The organism is Streptomyces xinghaiensis S187, assembly GCF_000220705.2.
GTDB lineage: Bacteria > Actinomycetota > Actinomycetes > Streptomycetales > Streptomycetaceae > Streptomyces > Streptomyces xinghaiensis.
In genome coordinates this window covers 5,878,352-5,892,889 of sequence record NZ_CP023202.1, presented here as the reverse complement: position 1 = coordinate 5,892,889, position 14,538 = coordinate 5,878,352, and the positions used below count along the sequence as shown (strand labels likewise).

General features: G+C 74.6%; 13 protein-coding genes. 9 read left to right on the top strand and 4 right to left on the bottom strand.

The window, feature by feature from the left end; all coding sequences use genetic code 11:
* The first annotated feature begins 46 nt into the window (after positions 1-46).
* From SXIN_RS25125 to cobC, 5 genes are read left to right on the top strand one after another with little or no spacing between them, the layout of a single operon-like run.
* Positions 47-2,413 carry a putative cobaltochelatase gene (locus tag SXIN_RS25125; protein ID WP_095757572.1) on the top strand — a complete coding sequence of 789 codons (2,367 nt, stop codon included), beginning with the start codon at positions 47-49 and terminating at the stop codon, positions 2,411-2,413.
* Positions 2,413-3,009 (top strand): cob(I)yrinic acid a,c-diamide adenosyltransferase, encoded by a 597-nt coding sequence (gene cobO / locus SXIN_RS25120; protein WP_019709620.1) that lies wholly within the window; start codon positions 2,413-2,415, stop codon positions 3,007-3,009. The genes SXIN_RS25125 and cobO overlap by 1 nt, the downstream gene beginning before the upstream one ends.
* A complete protein-coding gene (locus SXIN_RS25115; protein WP_238153857.1) occupies positions 3,003-4,541 on the top strand; it encodes a cobyrinic acid a,c-diamide synthase CobB in 1,539 nt (512 codons plus the stop codon). The genes cobO and SXIN_RS25115 overlap by 7 nt, the downstream gene beginning before the upstream one ends.
* The gene (locus SXIN_RS33095) at positions 4,538-5,047 is read left to right on the top strand and encodes a cobalamin biosynthesis protein (RefSeq protein ID WP_420341066.1); all 510 of its coding nucleotides are present in this window, start codon (positions 4,538-4,540) and stop codon (positions 5,045-5,047) included. Before SXIN_RS25115 ends, SXIN_RS33095 begins: the two co-directional genes overlap by 4 nt.
* Positions 5,044-6,099: an Rv2231c family histidinol phosphate aminotransferase CobC gene (gene cobC, locus SXIN_RS25105; protein ID WP_019709618.1), complete on the top strand. Its 1,056-nt coding sequence runs from the start codon at positions 5,044-5,046 to the stop codon at positions 6,097-6,099. The genes SXIN_RS33095 and cobC overlap by 4 nt, the downstream gene beginning before the upstream one ends.
* Positions 6,100-6,305: 206 nt before the next feature.
* On the opposite strand, the gene SXIN_RS25100 is transcribed toward cobC, so the two are convergent.
* Both SXIN_RS25100 and SXIN_RS25095 read right to left on the bottom strand, forming a co-directional pair.
* Positions 6,306-7,361 (bottom strand): SCO1860 family LAETG-anchored protein, encoded by a 1,056-nt coding sequence (locus SXIN_RS25100; protein ID WP_192883631.1) that lies wholly within the window; start codon positions 7,359-7,361, stop codon positions 6,306-6,308.
* Between the two features lie 223 nt (positions 7,362-7,584).
* Complete coding sequence (locus SXIN_RS25095) at positions 7,585-8,676, bottom strand: amidohydrolase family protein (RefSeq protein ID WP_095757570.1); 1,092 nt, start codon at positions 8,674-8,676, stop codon at positions 7,585-7,587.
* 447 nt (positions 8,677-9,123) lie between these two features.
* Here SXIN_RS25095 and ectA point away from each other — a divergent pair, with 447 nt between their 5' ends.
* From ectA to thpD, 4 genes are all read left to right on the top strand, one after another.
* The gene (gene ectA, locus SXIN_RS25090; protein ID WP_176743615.1) at positions 9,124-9,687 is read left to right on the top strand and encodes a diaminobutyrate acetyltransferase; all 564 of its coding nucleotides are present in this window, start codon (positions 9,124-9,126) and stop codon (positions 9,685-9,687) included.
* Positions 9,688-9,787: 100 nt separating this feature from the next.
* Complete coding sequence (gene ectB, locus SXIN_RS25085) at positions 9,788-11,056, top strand: diaminobutyrate--2-oxoglutarate transaminase (protein WP_019709614.1); 1,269 nt, start codon at positions 9,788-9,790, stop codon at positions 11,054-11,056.
* An 86-nt stretch (positions 11,057-11,142) separates the two neighbouring features.
* Positions 11,143-11,547 carry an ectoine synthase gene (locus SXIN_RS25080; RefSeq protein ID WP_019709613.1) on the top strand — a complete coding sequence of 135 codons (405 nt, stop codon included), beginning with the start codon at positions 11,143-11,145 and terminating at the stop codon, positions 11,545-11,547.
* 64 nt (positions 11,548-11,611) lie between these two features.
* On the top strand, positions 11,612-12,511 hold the full coding sequence (thpD, locus tag SXIN_RS25075; protein WP_019709612.1) for an ectoine hydroxylase: 900 nt from the start codon (positions 11,612-11,614) through the stop codon (positions 12,509-12,511).
* A 162-nt stretch (positions 12,512-12,673) separates the two neighbouring features.
* Here thpD and SXIN_RS25070 read toward each other — a convergent pair whose 3' ends face one another.
* Positions 12,674-13,738, bottom strand: a complete 1,065-nt coding sequence (locus SXIN_RS25070; protein WP_019709611.1) for an aminotransferase class V-fold PLP-dependent enzyme — start codon at positions 13,736-13,738, stop codon at positions 12,674-12,676.
* A 106-nt stretch (positions 13,739-13,844) separates the two neighbouring features.
* Positions 13,845-14,504, bottom strand: a complete 660-nt coding sequence (locus tag SXIN_RS25065) for a GntR family transcriptional regulator (RefSeq protein WP_095757569.1) — start codon at positions 14,502-14,504, stop codon at positions 13,845-13,847.
* Positions 14,505-14,538 lie beyond the last annotated feature (34 nt).

The following is a 14,538-nucleotide window of genomic DNA, read 5'->3' as shown; positions in this document are numbered from 1 at the left end:
GGCGGACACCTGACCGATTTCCGAGGGTTCCACCGGAGGGCACCGCATGAGCGACACCGTCACGAGCGGCACGGCCGGCGCCGCGTCCCGCTCCCCCGATCCGCACTACCCGTTCACCGCGATCGTCGGCATGGACGATCTGCGGCTTGGCCTGCTGCTGAACGCGGTGTCCCCCGCGGTGGGCGGGGTGCTCGTCCGCGGGGAGAAGGGCACCGCCAAGTCGACCGCCGTGCGTGCGCTGTCGGCGCTGCTGCCGCCGGTCGCCGTGGTGCCGGGCTGCCGCTTCTCCTGCGATCCGCAGGCACCGGACGGCGCCTGCCCCGACGGCCCGCACCCCGCGGCACCGGGGACGGAGCGGCCGGCCCGGATGGTCGAACTGCCGGTCGGCGCCTCGGAGGACCGCCTCGCCGGCGCGCTCGACATCGAACGCGCCCTGTCGGAGGGCAAGAAGGCGTTCGAACCGGGGCTGCTCGCGGAGGCCCACCGCGGCGTTCTCTACGTCGACGAGGTCAATCTGCTCCACGACCATCTGGTGGACCTGCTGCTGGACGCCGCCGCCATGGGCGCCTCGTACGTGGAGCGCGAGGGGGTCTCCGTACGGCACGCCTCGCGCTTCCTGCTGGTCGGCACGATGAACCCGGAAGAGGGCGAACTGCGGCCGCAGTTGCTCGACCGGTTCGGGCTGACGGTCGAGGTCTCCGCCTCGCGCGAGCCGGAGCTGCGGGTGGAGGTCGTCCGGCGGCGGCTGGCCCACGACGACGACCCGGCCGGCTTCGCCGCCCGCTGGGCGGCCGAGGAGTCGGCGCTGCGGGCGCGGATCGCGGCGGCGCGCGCGCTGCTGCCGTCGGTCGTGCTGGACGACCGGTCACTGCGCCGGATCGCCGCCGTCTGCGCCGCGTTCGAGGTGGACGGGATGCGCGCGGACATCGTGATGGCCCGTACGGCGACGGCGCTCGCCGCCTGGGCCGGTCGCACGGACGTGCGCGAGGAGGACGTCCGGCAGGCGGCGCTGCTGGCGCTCCCGCACCGCCGGCGCCGCAATCCGTTCGACGCGCCGGGCCTGGACGAGGAGAAGCTGGACCGGACGCTGGAGGAGTTCGGCGGCGACGACGAACCGGACCCGGGCCCCGGCGGCCCGGACGACCCGGGTGGCGGACCGGACGGTTCCGGGGGCGGGGACGGCGGAGACGACGGGAACGGCGGAAACGGCGACGGCACGGACGACGGGAGCGCGCCGGGCGGGGACACCGCACCGGAGCAGAACCCCGGCGGCCCGGAGGACGGGGGCGCCGCGGAGAACCCCGGCGGCCGCCCGGACGGTGCGGGGGAGCCGGCGGGCGAGCCGTCCGCCACGGCGGGGGACGAGCCCGCCGGGGAGGACCGGCCGGTCGCCGGCGGGGACGGCCCCGGGCAGCGCGCGGTGGGAGCCGCCGATCCGTTCCGCACCCGGGTGCTGACCGTGCCGGGCCTGGGCGAGGGGGCGGCCGGGCGCCGCTCGCGCGCCCGCACCCGGCACGGGCGCACAACCGGCGCGCGACGGCCGCGGGGCGCCCTGACGAAGCTCCATCTGGCCGCGACCGTCCGGGCCGCCGCCCCGTACCAGCGCGCGCGGGGCCGGGCCGGCAGCGGTCTGGTGGTGCGCCGCGACGATCTGCGGGAGGCGGTGCGCGAGGGACGCGAGGGCAATCTCGTACTGTTCCTCGTCGACGCCTCCGGGTCGATGGCGGCGCGGCGGCGGATGAGCGCCGTCAAGGGCGCGGTGCTGTCGCTGCTGCTGGACGCCTACCAGCGGCGCGACAAGGTCGGGCTGGTCACCTTCCGGGGCACGGGCGCGGAGCTGGTGCTGCCGCCGACGTCCTCCGTGGACGCGGCGGCGGGGCGGCTGGAGTCACTGCCGACGGGCGGACGCACCCCGCTGGCCGCCGGGCTGCTGCGGGCACGCGAGGTGCTGCGGGTGGAGCGGCTGCGGGACGCGTCCCGGCGGCCGCTGCTGGTGGTGGTCACCGACGGCCGGGCGACCGCCGCACCGAGCGCCGGGGCCGGCGGGCGCGGCGGTACGGGCACCGGGGCACGCGCCGGGCGCGCGGCGGATCCGTTCACGCCGGTGGCACGGGCCGCGCACCTGCTGGCCGCCGAGGGCACGGCGTCGGTGGTCGTGGACTGCGAGTCGGGGCCGGTGCGGCTGGGGCTGGCCGGGGAGCTGGCCCGCGGGCTGGGTGCCGAGGCCGTGACCCTGGAGGAGCTGCGCGCGGACAGCGTGGCCGGGCTGGTCCGCGGCGTCCGGGGCACGCGGCGCGCACCGTCCGCGCAGCACACCGGGCGAGGGCCCGGACCGGCGGCGGCAAGGAGGCCGGGGACGGCAGGAACGACGGGGACGACGGGGACGACGAACACGACCGGGAGGGCCGCGTAATGCCGCAGGGAAAGCCGAACACGGTGCCGGACGACGGACTGACGACGCGTCAGCGCCGCAACCGGCCGCTGCTGATGGTCCACACGGGCCCCGGCAAGGGGAAGTCCACGGCCGCCTTCGGCATGGCGCTGCGGGCCTGGAACCAGGGCTGGCCGGTCGGGGTGTTCCAGTTCGTGAAGTCCGCGAAGTGGCGGGTCGGCGAGGAGCGCGCGCTGCGCGTCCTGGGCGCCTCGGGCGAGGGCGGCCCCGTCGTCTGGCACAAGATGGGCGAGGGCTGGTCCTGGACCCAGCGGGACATGGAGTCGAGCGAGGAGGCGGCCCGGGAGGGCTGGGAGCAGGTCAAGCGGGACCTCGCGGCCGAGACCCACCGCCTGTACGTGCTGGACGAGTTCGCCTATCCGCTCCACTGGGGCTGGATCGACACCGCCGAGGTCGTCGCGGTGCTCCGCGCCCGGCCGGGCACCCAGCACGTCGTGATCACCGGCCGCAACGCGCCGCCGGAGCTGCTGGACGCGGCCGACCTGGTCACCGAGATGACGAAGGTGAAGCACCCGATGGACGCGGGCCAGAAAGGCCAGCGGGGCATCGAGTGGTGAGCACCGCCGGCCCGTCCGCCGCCGCCCCGCACACGGTGCCGCGTCTGGTGATCGCCGCTCCCGCCTCGGGCAGCGGCAAGACGACCGTGGCCACCGGACTGATCGCCGCCTACGCCGGACGCGGCCTCACCGTCTCCCCGCACAAGGTCGGCCCGGACTACATCGACCCCGGCTACCACGCGCTCGCCGCCGGCCGCCCCGGACGCAACCTGGACGCCTACCTGTGCGGCCCCGAGCGGATCGCCCCGCTCTTCCTGCACGGCGCGGCCGGCGCCGACCTGGCCGTCGTCGAGGGCGTCATGGGCCTCTACGACGGCGCCGCCGGACAGGGCGAGCTGGCGTCGACCGCGCAGGTGGCGAAGGTGCTCCGGGCGCCCGTGGTGCTGGTCGTGGACGCCTCCTCGCAGTCCCGTTCGGTGGCGGCCCTGGTCCACGGCTTCGCCTCCTGGGACCCGGAGGTCCGCCTCGCCGGGGTCATCCTCAACAAGCTCGGCTCCGAGCGGCACGAGGAGCTGCTGCGGGAGGCCCTGGACGAGTCCGGGGTGCCGGTCCTGGGCGCGCTGCGCCGTTCACCGGACGCCGGGACGCCCTCGCGCCATCTGGGGCTGGTGCCGGCCGCCGAGCGGCGGGCCGAGGCGGTCGCGTCGGTGGCGGCGCTGGCGGCCCGGGTGCGGGCGGGCTGCGATCTGGACGCCCTGTACGCCCTGGCGCGCGGCGCCCCGCCCCTCCCCGGACCGGTCTGGGACCCGGCCCGGGAAGTCCGGGAAGCCCGGGAAGCCCCGGCGGGGGCGGCCCCGGCGGAAGAAACCCCGGTGACGGGCGCCCGGGCCGGCCCGGCGCCCCCGGCGCCCCCGGCGCGGGGCGCGTCCGGGCGCGGGGCCGGAGCGTGGCGGGACCGGGGGGACCGGCCCGGGCGCCCGGTGGTCGCCGTCGCGGGCGGTCCGGCCTTCACCTTCTCGTACACCGAGCACGCCGAACTGCTCACGGCGGCCGGCGCCGACGTCGTCACCTTCGACCCGCTGCACGACGAGAAGCTGCCGCCGGGCACCGCCGGACTCGTCGTCGGCGGCGGCTTCCCCGAGATGTACGCACCCGAGCTGTCGGCGAACGAGCCGCTGCGCGAGGCCGTCGCGGCGCTCGCCGCCGGGGGCGCCCCGGTGGCGGCGGAGTGCGCGGGCCTGCTGTACCTCGCCCGGTCACTGGACGGCAGGCCGATGTGCGGGGTCCTGGAGGCGGAGGCGCGGATGACGGAGCGGCTGACGCTCGGCTACCGCGAGGCGGTGGCGCTCTCGGACAGCCCGCTGGCCCCCGTGGGGGCGAGGCTCCGGGGCCACGAGTTCCACCGCACGGTGATCGAGCCGGGCGCTGGCGCCGCGCCGGCCTGGGGGCTGCACCGGCCGTCGCGCCGCGTCGAGGGCTTCGTGCAGCGGGGCGTCCACGCCTCCTACGTCCATCTGCACTGGGCGGGCGCTCCGGGCACGGCCCGCAGATTCGTCGAGTGGTGCGCGGGACGAGCGGAATGCGCGGGGTGAGCGGGGACGGACGGGAGGCCGGCCGGGGCCCCGTGCTCGCGGCGGGTGTCGGCGCGCGTGCCGGGGTCACCGAGGGCGAGGTACTGGCGCTGCTGCGTGCGGCGCTGGAGACGGCCGGGCGGCGGGAGCCGGCGGTCGCCGTGCTGGCGACCGCCGAGGCCAAGGCGGGTGAGGCGGGCATCGCCGGGGCGGCGGCCCGGCTCGGCGTACCGCTGGTGACGTACACGGCGGCGGAGCTGGCCGCCGTGGACGTGCCGCACCCGTCCCGTACAGTGCTCGGCGCGGCGGGCACGCCGAGTGTGGCCGAGGCGGCCGCCCTGCTCGCCGCGGGGCCCGGGGGCGCGCTCCTGGTACCCAAGTCCGCCTCGTCCCGGGCCACGGTGGCCGTGGCCCGCTTCCCGGCCGCCCCGGGCCCGCACACCCGTACCCCGCGTCTCCGTACCCCGCGGGCCCCCGTGCCGCCCGGCCCGGCACCGGCCCGCACCCGAAAGGCAGGACTCCCGTGACCGCGCTGCCCGGACCCGATCTGCGCCACCACGGCGACGCCGAGGTGCGCGGCACCGGTCTCACCGACCTGGCCGTCAACGTCCGCGCCGGCACTCCCCCGGACTGGCTCAGGGCCCGGATCGCCGCCTCCCTCTCCACCCTCGCCGCCTATCCGGACGGCGCACCGGCCCGCGAGGCGGTGGCGCGACGGCATGAGCTGCCCGTCTCCCGGGTGCTGCTGACGGCCGGGGCCGCGGAGGCGTTCGTCCTGGCCGCCCGGGCCTTCCCGGCCCGCCGTCCGGTGGTGGTGCACCCGCAGTTCACCGAGCCCGAGGCGGCCCTGCGGAACGCCGGCCACCGGGTGGAACGGGTGCTGCTGCGCCGCGAGGACGGCTTCCGGCTCCGTCCGGGCTCCGTACCGGAGGACGCGGATCTGGTCGTGGTCGGCAACCCGACCAACCCGACCTCCGTGCTCCATCCCGCGGACGGCCCGGCCGGTCTGGCCGCGCTGGCCCGGCCCGGGCGCCTGCTGATCGTCGACGAGGCCTTCATGGACGCGGTGCCGGGCGAGCACGCCTCGCTGGCGTCACGGACGGACCTGCCGGGACTGGTGGTGCTGCGCAGCCTCACCAAGACCTGGGGACTGGCCGGGCTGCGCATCGGCTACGTCCTCGCGGAACCGGAGCGGATCGCGGCGCTGGAGCGCGCCCAGCCGCTGTGGCCGGTGTCCGCGCCGGCCCTCGCGGCGGCGGAGGCCTGCTGTGAGCCGGCGGCGCTCGCGGAGGCGGAGCGCGCCGCGGAGGGCGTGGCGGCGGACCGGGAGCATCTGCTGGCGCGGCTGGCGGAGTTCGGCGAGGTCGCCGTCTGCGGTCCGGCCGCCGGGCCGTTCGTGCTGCTCCGGCTCGAGGGAGCGGCCGCCGTACGGGAACGGCTGCGCGAGCACGGCTTCGCGGTCCGCCGGGGTGACACGTTCCCGGGGCTCGGTCCGGAGTGGCTGCGGCTGGCGGTCCGCGATCCCCGGACCACGGACCGGTTCGCCGACGCCCTGGGCAAGGCCCTCGCCGACCGCTGACTTCGCCGGCTGGCCCCGCCGGCCGCTGACCCCGCCGGCCGCCGGCCTCGCGGGCACCCCGCCGTACGGGCGGTCCCGCGCGGCCGGGCCGGGAGGTACGGACGGCGGCGGAAGGCCGACGGCGCGGGCCGCCCCACCCCCGGGGCGGCCCGCGCCGTCACCTTTCCGGTCCGGGCCCGGGACCGGCGGCCCCGGACCCGTCGCGGTCAGCCGCGGCGGGCGGCCGCCCGGCGCCGTGCGACGAAGACCGAGACTCCGCCGGCCGCGAGCAGGGCCCCGGCACCGGCCGCCAGGTACGGAGTGGTGGAGTTGCCGCCGGTGGCGGCGAGGTTGTCCTCGCCGCTGCCGGAGCCGGTCTGGGTGCTGACGCCGTCGCCCGAGCCGTCGCCCGAGCCGTCGCCCGAGCCGTCGCCGGAACCGTCACCCGAGCCGCCGTCGCCCGAACCGTCGCCCGAGCCGCCCGAGCCGCCGGTGGCGCCCTCGGTCGCTCCGCCGCTGCCGGTGCCCGGCCCGCCGTCGCCGGAGCCGCCGGCGGGGCTCTCACAGGTGGCCTCCACCAGGGTGACCTTGCCCTCCACGGCCGCGACGTTGAGCTTCTTCGGCGCGGTCAGTTCCGGGGTGACGGACACCTGGAGCTCCAGGGCCGTGGCCGCGGCGGTCGTCGCCGTGGTGGTGGTCTTCGCCAGGGCCAGCTCGACCGATCCGATGCCCTCGACGTCCGCCCGCGCGGTGCCCTCGGCGCTCAGCTCGACCCGCTGGCCGAAGACCGTCACATGCCCGGGAATCTTCGCCTCGGCCGTCGGCTGCCCGCCGGCCGGGCACACGGCGGTGGACGTGACCTGGTCGAGCTCGATCAGCGGGTGCTTCTTCAGACCGGGCACGAACACCCGGGCGTTCACGAGGTTGGCCCGCCCCTCGGCCTTCCCGGCCTCCGTCTTCGCCTCCGCGGTCGCGACGGCCGCCTTCAGCACCTCGACGGGACGGCCCCGGTGGGCCCCCTCCACCCGCGCGGTCAGCAGCGTCTCACTGGCCGACTCCGGGGCCTGGACCTCGTTGAGCGTGACGTTCAGCGGCACCCGGGTCTGGTCGAGCAGGGTGACCCCGAGGTCCGCGCGGAGCACGACCGCTCCGGCCTTGCCGTCCCCTCCGGAGGCGTACGCGGGCGCGGCACCGGCGAGGAGCACCGGGGCGGCGGCCAGAGCGGCGGCCGTCAGCGCGGCGGCGGTACGGCGCACGGGCGGGACGAAGGCATTGCTGTTCAAGGTGTGGAACCCCCACAAGAGAAATGGAGTCACCGGCGCGGTCCGGGAGACGTCCGCCCGGCGACCTCGTACGCAACGCATACTTACGTACTGTCGGTGAACAGGCAGCAACATGGCGTGAGTTCACACCATCGGGTGGTTTCTGGGCGTGCGTTCGACTCCCCGGCCCGGGGACCCGCGGCGGCGGGTCCCCGTACGGCGGCGTACGGCGGCGTAGGGCGGCTCAGCCGGTGACGCGGCCGCGCAGCACCACGTGGCGGGGCGCCGCCAGGACGCGGACGTCCTCGCGCGGGTCGGTGTCGTACACCACCAGGTCCGCGGGGGCGCCCTCGCTCAGGCCGGGGCGCCCGAGCCATTCCCGCGCGCCCCAGGTGGCCGCCGACAGCGCGGTCGCCGCCGGGAGCCCGGCCTTCACCAGCTCCGCGACCTCCTGCGCGATCAGGCCGTGCGGGAGGGAGCCGCCGGCGTCGGTGCCGGCGAAGACCGGGATGCCGGCGTCGTGGGCCGCGGCCACGGTCTCGTAGCGCCGCTCGTGGAGCCGCCGCATATGGTCCGACCAGCGGGGGAACTTCTCCTGGCCGCCGTCGGCGAGCCGGGGGAAGGTGGCGATGTTGACGAGGGTGGGGACGATGGCCACACCGCGCTCGGCGAAGAGCGGAATGGTCTCCTCGGTCAGCCCGGTGGCGTGCTCGACGCAGTCGATGCCCGCCTCCACCAGGTCGCGCAGCGAGTCCTCGGCGAAGCAGTGGGCGGTGACGCGGGCACCGAGCCGGTGGGCCTCGGCGATCGCGGCCTCCACCTCGCCGCGCGGCCAGCAGGGGGCGAGGTCGCCGGTGGAGCGGTCTATCCAGTCGCCGACGAGCTTGACCCAGCCGTCACCCCGGCGCGCCTCCCGCGCCACGTACGCGACGAGGTCGCCCGGCTCGATCTCATGGGCGTAGTTGCGGATGTAGCGGCGGGTGCGGGCGATGTGCCGGCCGGCGCGGATGATCCGGGGCAGGTCCTCGCGGTCGTCGATCCAGCGGGTGTCGGAGGGCGACCCGGCGTCGCGGATCAGCAGCGTTCCGGCGTCGCGGTCGGTCAGGGCCTGCTTCTCGCCGGTGGACTCGTCGACCGGGCCCCGGGCGTCCAGGCCGACGTGGCAGTGGGCGTCGACGAGTCCGGGGAGGACCCAGCCGGTGAGGGTGGTCACCTTCCGCGCGGCGGCGGGGGGCTCGTAGGTGACGCGGCCGTCCCGCACCCACAGCTCGTCCCGGACGTCCTCCGGGCCGCGGAGCACCCGTCCCTTGATGTGCAGCACCGTGCCTTCGCTCATGGCAGGCACTCTACGAGCGGCGTGGCACGCGGGAGGGGCGGGCCCGGCCCGCGCCGGGTCCGCGAGGGGGCGGACGGAGTCCGGGGCGGTCGGGTTCCGTGATTCCGGTGACAGTTTCGCGCATTCGCGCTATGTTCTCCTCAACGGAATTCCGTATTCTCCAAATGCGTAGAGTCCGGAACTCTTCTTCCCGCTTTCCCGTGTCTCAAACACACGGATTCGCCACAGACCTCAGGAGCCTCTCCCGTGGCCGCGGCCCGGGTTGTTACGGATATGTGACGCGATCCACAGGCCGCCCGGTTCATCCGGGAATCAGCCCATATATACGGGCAATCAGGCGGGGTTTCGCGCGCCCGCACGGCCGCGCCCGAATAACACAGGAACCCCCGTCCGCGTAACCCCTTGCCCCGATGCATTTTTAACTTTTGCTCGGTAAATTGAATACGCATGACCGCCGCGCAAGCAGACCACGCAGGTCCCCGTACGGAATTCTTGGAAATGCCGGAAGGACTCAAGCTCGACACGCCACGCGTCGACGACGGAGCCGCGATCTGGCGCATCGCCCGCGACTCCGAGGTGCTCGACCTCAACTCGTCGTACAGCTACCTCCTGTGGTGCCGTGACTTCGCCGCCACCTCCGTGGTGGCCCGCGGCGCCGACGGCGAGCCGGTCGGCTTCGTGACCGGGTACCTCCGCCCCGAGGCCCCCCGCACCCTCGTCGTCTGGCAGGTCGCCGTCGACGAGAGCCAGCGCGGGCGCGGCCTGGCGGGCGCCCTGCTCGACGGGCTGACCGAGCGGGTCGCCCACGAGAAGGACATCGACCGGGTCGAGACCACGATCACCCCGGACAACACGGCGTCGAACCGCCTGTTCACCTCGTTCGCCGAGCGGCACGGCGCGGCCGTGGAGCGCGAGGTCCTGTTCGACCCGGGCCTGTTCCCCGAGGAGGGGCACCTGCCCGAGGTGCTGTACCGGATAGGACCCCTGCCGTGGACGGCGCCCCCGCGCTGACCCGGGCCCCCTCACCCCGGGCCCCCGGAAACCCCGACTCCGAGCCCTGCCCGCCCCCACCGACTTACCTCACTCCCCAGACCACTCCCTGGAGTTCGCTGTGACCATCACCCCGCCCGCCCTGAGTGTCTTCGAGAGCCTCGAATCCGAGGTTCGCAGCTACTGCCGCGGCTGGCCGGCCGTGTTCGACCGGGCCAAGGGCAGCTACATGTACGACGAGGACGGCCACACCTACCTGGACTTCTTCTCCGGCGCCGGAGCCCTCAACTACGGCCACAACAACGAGGTGCTGAAACGCGCGCTGCTGGACTACCTGGAGCGCGACGGCGTCACGCACGGCCTGGACATGGGCACCACCGCCAAGCGGGCCTTCCTGGAGTCCTTCCAGAACTCGATCCTGCGGCCGCGCGACCTGCCGTACAAGGTCATGTTCCCCGGCCCGACGGGCACCAACGCGGTCGAGGCCGCGCTCAAGCTGGCCCGGAAGGTGAAGGGCCGCGAGGCGATCGTCTCCTTCACCAACGCCTTCCACGGCATGTCCCTCGGCTCGCTGGCCGTCACCGGCAACTCCATGAAGCGCGCCGGCGCCGGCATCCCGCTGGTGCACGGCACCCCGATGCCGTTCGACAACTACTTCGACGGCAAGGTCCCGGACTTCCTGTGGTTCGAGCGGCTGCTGGAGGACCAGGGTTCCGGGCTCAACCAGCCCGCCGCCGTGATCGTCGAGACGGTCCAGGGCGAGGGCGGCATCAATGTCGCCCGCGCCGACTGGCTGCGCGCCCTGGCCGACCTGTGCCGGCGCCGGGACATGCTGCTGATCGTCGACGACATCCAGATGGGCTGCGGCCGTACGGGTGCCTTCTTCTCCTTCGAGGAGGCGGGCATCACGCCGGACATCGTGACGCTGTCGAAGTCCATCAGCGGCTACGGGATGCCCATGTCGCTGACGCTGTTCAAGCCCGAGCTGGACGTGTGGGAGCCGGGTGAGCACAACGGCACCTTCCGCGGCAACAACCCGGCCTTCGTGACGGCCGCCGCGGCCCTGGACACCTACTGGGCCGACGGCCAGATGGAGAAGCAGACCATCAGCCGCGGCGAGCAGGTCGAGCAGGCGCTCACGGCGATCACCGAGGAGCACCCGCGGCTCGGCGGCGTCGTGCGCGGCCGCGGTCTGGTGTGGGGCATGGAGTTCACCGACAAGTCCCGCGCGAGCGCCGTGTGCAAGCGCGCCTTCGAGCTGGGGCTGCTGGTCGAGACGTCCGGGCCGCAGAGCGAGGTCGTCAAGCTGCTGCCCGCGCTGACCACCACCCCCGAAGAGCTGGACGAGGGTCTGCGGATCCTCGCCCGGGCGGTACGCGAGACGGTCTGAGCCCTCTCCCCGGGGCAATCCGGCTTGTTTGCCGGGTTGCCCCGGGCCCGCGTATCGCCGACCGTAGAAAAGAAAGGCAGAACACCGTGATCGTCCGATCCCTCAGGGACATCGAGGGGACCGACCGGCACATCAAGTCGCAGTCGGGCACCTGGGAGAGCAAGCGCATCGTCCTCGCCAAGGAGCGGGTGGGCTTCTCCCTCCACGAGACCACGCTCTACGCGGGGACCGAGACCAAGATGTGGTACGCCAACCACGTCGAGGCGGTGCTGTGCGTGGAGGGTGAGGCCGAACTCACCAACGAGGAAACGGGCGAGAAGCACTGGATCGAGCCCGGCACGATGTATCTGCTGGACGGGCACGAGCGCCACACGATGCGGCCGAAGACGGATTTCCGTTGCGTCTGCGTCTTCAACCCGCCGGTCACCGGCCGTGAGGACCACGACGAGAACGGTGTCTACCCGCTGCTCACCGAGCCCGAAGAGGGCTGACCGGCCCCCCGACGAGGGAAACGGACAGAAGCAGGGACGTAACGAGAGGAGAAGGTGCAGCACCATGACCATCGCACCCGAGCGGACGACCGATCTCTACCCGACCCGCGGCGCCACGGAGGTGGCCACCCCGCGGGTGGACCCGGTCGTGTGGTCGGCTCCCGGAACCCCCGGCCCGATCTCCGAGAACGAAATCAGCGACTTCGACCGTGACGGCTTCATGGCGGTCGACCAGCTGATCACCCCTGACGAGGTCGCGGTCTACCGCGACGAGCTGAACCGGCTGGTCACCGATCCCGAGGTGAAGGCCGACGAGCGTTCGATCGTCGAGCCCAAGTCGCAGAAGGTCCGGTCGGTCTTCGAGGTGCACAAGATCAGCGAGGTCTTCGCCGGGCTGGTCCGCGACCCGCGCGTGCTGGACCGCGCCCGCCAGATCCTCGGCTCGGACGTCTACGTCCACCAGAGCCGGATCAACGTCAAGCCGGGGTTCGGTGCCTCCGGGTTCTACTGGCACTCGGACTTCGAGACCTGGCACGCCGAGGACGGCCTGCCCAACATGCGCACGGTGTCCGTCTCGATCGCGCTGACCGAGAACTACGACACCAACGGCGGTCTCATGATCATGCCGGGTTCGCACAAGACGTTCCTCGGCTGCGCCGGCGAGACCCCGAAGGACAACTACAAGCGGTCGCTGCAGATGCAGGACGCGGGCATCCCGTCCGACGAGGCGCTGTCCGGCTTCGCCGAGAAGCACGGCATCAAGCTGTTCACCGGCAAGGCCGGTTCGGCGACCTGGTTCGACTGCAACTGCATGCACGGCTCCGGGGACAACATCACCCCGTTCCCGCGGAGCAATGTCTTCATCGTCTTCAACAGCGTGGAGAACCCCGCGGTGGAGCCCTTCGCGGCCCCCATCCGCCGGCCCGAGTTCCTCGGTGCCCGGGACTTCACACCGGTGAAGTAGCGAGATGACCCAGGCTCGCAGGGTGTGACCTGGGTCCGGGCCGCGGCCTCCTCTTGGAAGGGGGAGGGGCACGTCCGGATCGGGCTCCCACTGGGCGAGTGACGGCGGCCGTCGCCGGGAGGCATTCCCGGTGACGGCCGCCGTCGCGTACCCGGGGCCGGGTCAGGGGCGGGCCGGGAGGCCCGAGAGGACGTCGAGCAGCCGGTCCACGTCGGCGGCGGTGTTGTAGAGGTGGAAGGCCGCCCGCAGATTGCCGGCCCGGATGGCCACGCGGACGTCCGCCGCAGCCAGCGTCTCCTCGGCGTGGCCCAGCCCGGGGACGGCGACGATCGCGGAACCCGGCTCGGACACCGGCTCGTAGCCCAGCCCGGCCAGCCCGGCCCGGCAGCGCTCGGCGAGCGCGAGGTTGTGGGCGCGGATGGCTTCGGGGCCGGTCTCCTCGATGACCGCCAGCGCCTCCGGGGCCGCGAGATACGCCAGCAGCGCGTGGCTCTCGTCGAACCGGCGTGCGGTGCGGGCCAGCCGGCGCACCGGGCCGTAACAGCTCTCCCAGGGGTCCTCCCCCGCCGTCCAGCCGGAGAAGACCGGGCGCAGGCCCCCGCCGTCCTCCGGGACGGTGAGGAAGGAGACACCGCGCGGGCAGAGCAGCCACTTGTAGGCGCCGGTGACGGTGTAGTCGAAGTCGCCGGCGTCCACCGGGAACCAGCCGAGGGCCTGGGTGGCGTCGACGAGCGTACGGGCGCCGTGGGCGCGGGCGGCCGCACGGATCGCGGCGAGGTCGGCGATCCGGCCGTCGGCGGACTGGACGGCGCTGACGGCGACGAGCGCCGTACCGGGCCGGACCTCGTCCGCCAGGGCGGTGAGCGGCACACTGCGCAGCTTGAGATCGGGACGGACGGCGAAGGGGTTGACCAGCGAGCTGAAGTCCCCGTCGGCGATGAGGACTTCGGCCCCTTCCGGCAGTGAGCCGGCGATGAGGCCGGTGTGGACGGCGACGGCGCCCGAGGTGGCCACGCGCCCGGGGTCCACTCCGGCCAGCCGGGCGAAGGCCGCACGGGCCCGGTCCACCGAGGGGAAGCCGAGGTCGGGCGAGGGACGGCCGTCGGCGGTGCCGTCCACCCCCTCCCGGAGCACGGCCGCGGCCTCCCGGGGCAGCAGCCCCATCGAAGCGGTGTTGAGATAGGTCGACTTCGGCGCGAAGTGCGCCCCTCCCAGAGTGGTCTCCATAGCCAGCCACTATGCGCGGCACGGCGTCCTCCCGTCCACGGGGTTGTGGCCGCGCGGCGGATGCCCGACGGGGCGCGGGGGTGCGTCGGGCGTCGGGCGTCAGGCGTCAGGCGTCCGCCGGGCGCGGCAGGGCCAGCTCGTCGCCGACGCCGACGCGGCGCAGGATGGCGGCGATGTGCTCGTACACCAGCCGGCGGGCCCGGGCGCCCTCGCCGCGGCACAGCGCCTCGGCGATGGCCCGGTGCTCCGCGACGTTGCCGCGCCGGTTGTCCGGCCCGGCGGTGGAGGCGGCGGCCACGTGCAGGCTGCGGTCCCAGAGCGTCTCGTGCATCAGGGCGACCACGGCGTTGCCCGCCGCCCCGACCAGCTCCCCGTGGAACTGCCGGGCCTGGAGCAGGGTCGCCTCGGAGGTGTCCTTCTCGTGCAGCAGCGGTTCGAGGGCCCGGCCCAGCCGGCGTGCGTGCTCCCGGCCGCGGGCGGCCACCGAGTCGATCGCGAACATCTCCAGGAGCAGCCGGGCCTCCATGACGTCGCGGGCCTCCTCCAGGTCCAGCGGCAGGATCAGCGCGCCCTGGGGCGGATGGAACCGCAGGGCGTTCTCCTCGGCCAGACGCCCGAAGGCCGCCTTGATCGCCGGGAGCGGGAGACTCGTCTCCGTGGCGACCGCTTCCGGGGTGAGGATCTGCCCCTGGGCGTAGCGGCCGTCCGTCATACGGGTCCGGACGGCGTCGTACGCCTCGTGCACCGCGGCATTCCCTTCCGGCATGCCCCCATTGTCCCGTTTCCGCGGCGGGCGGCAC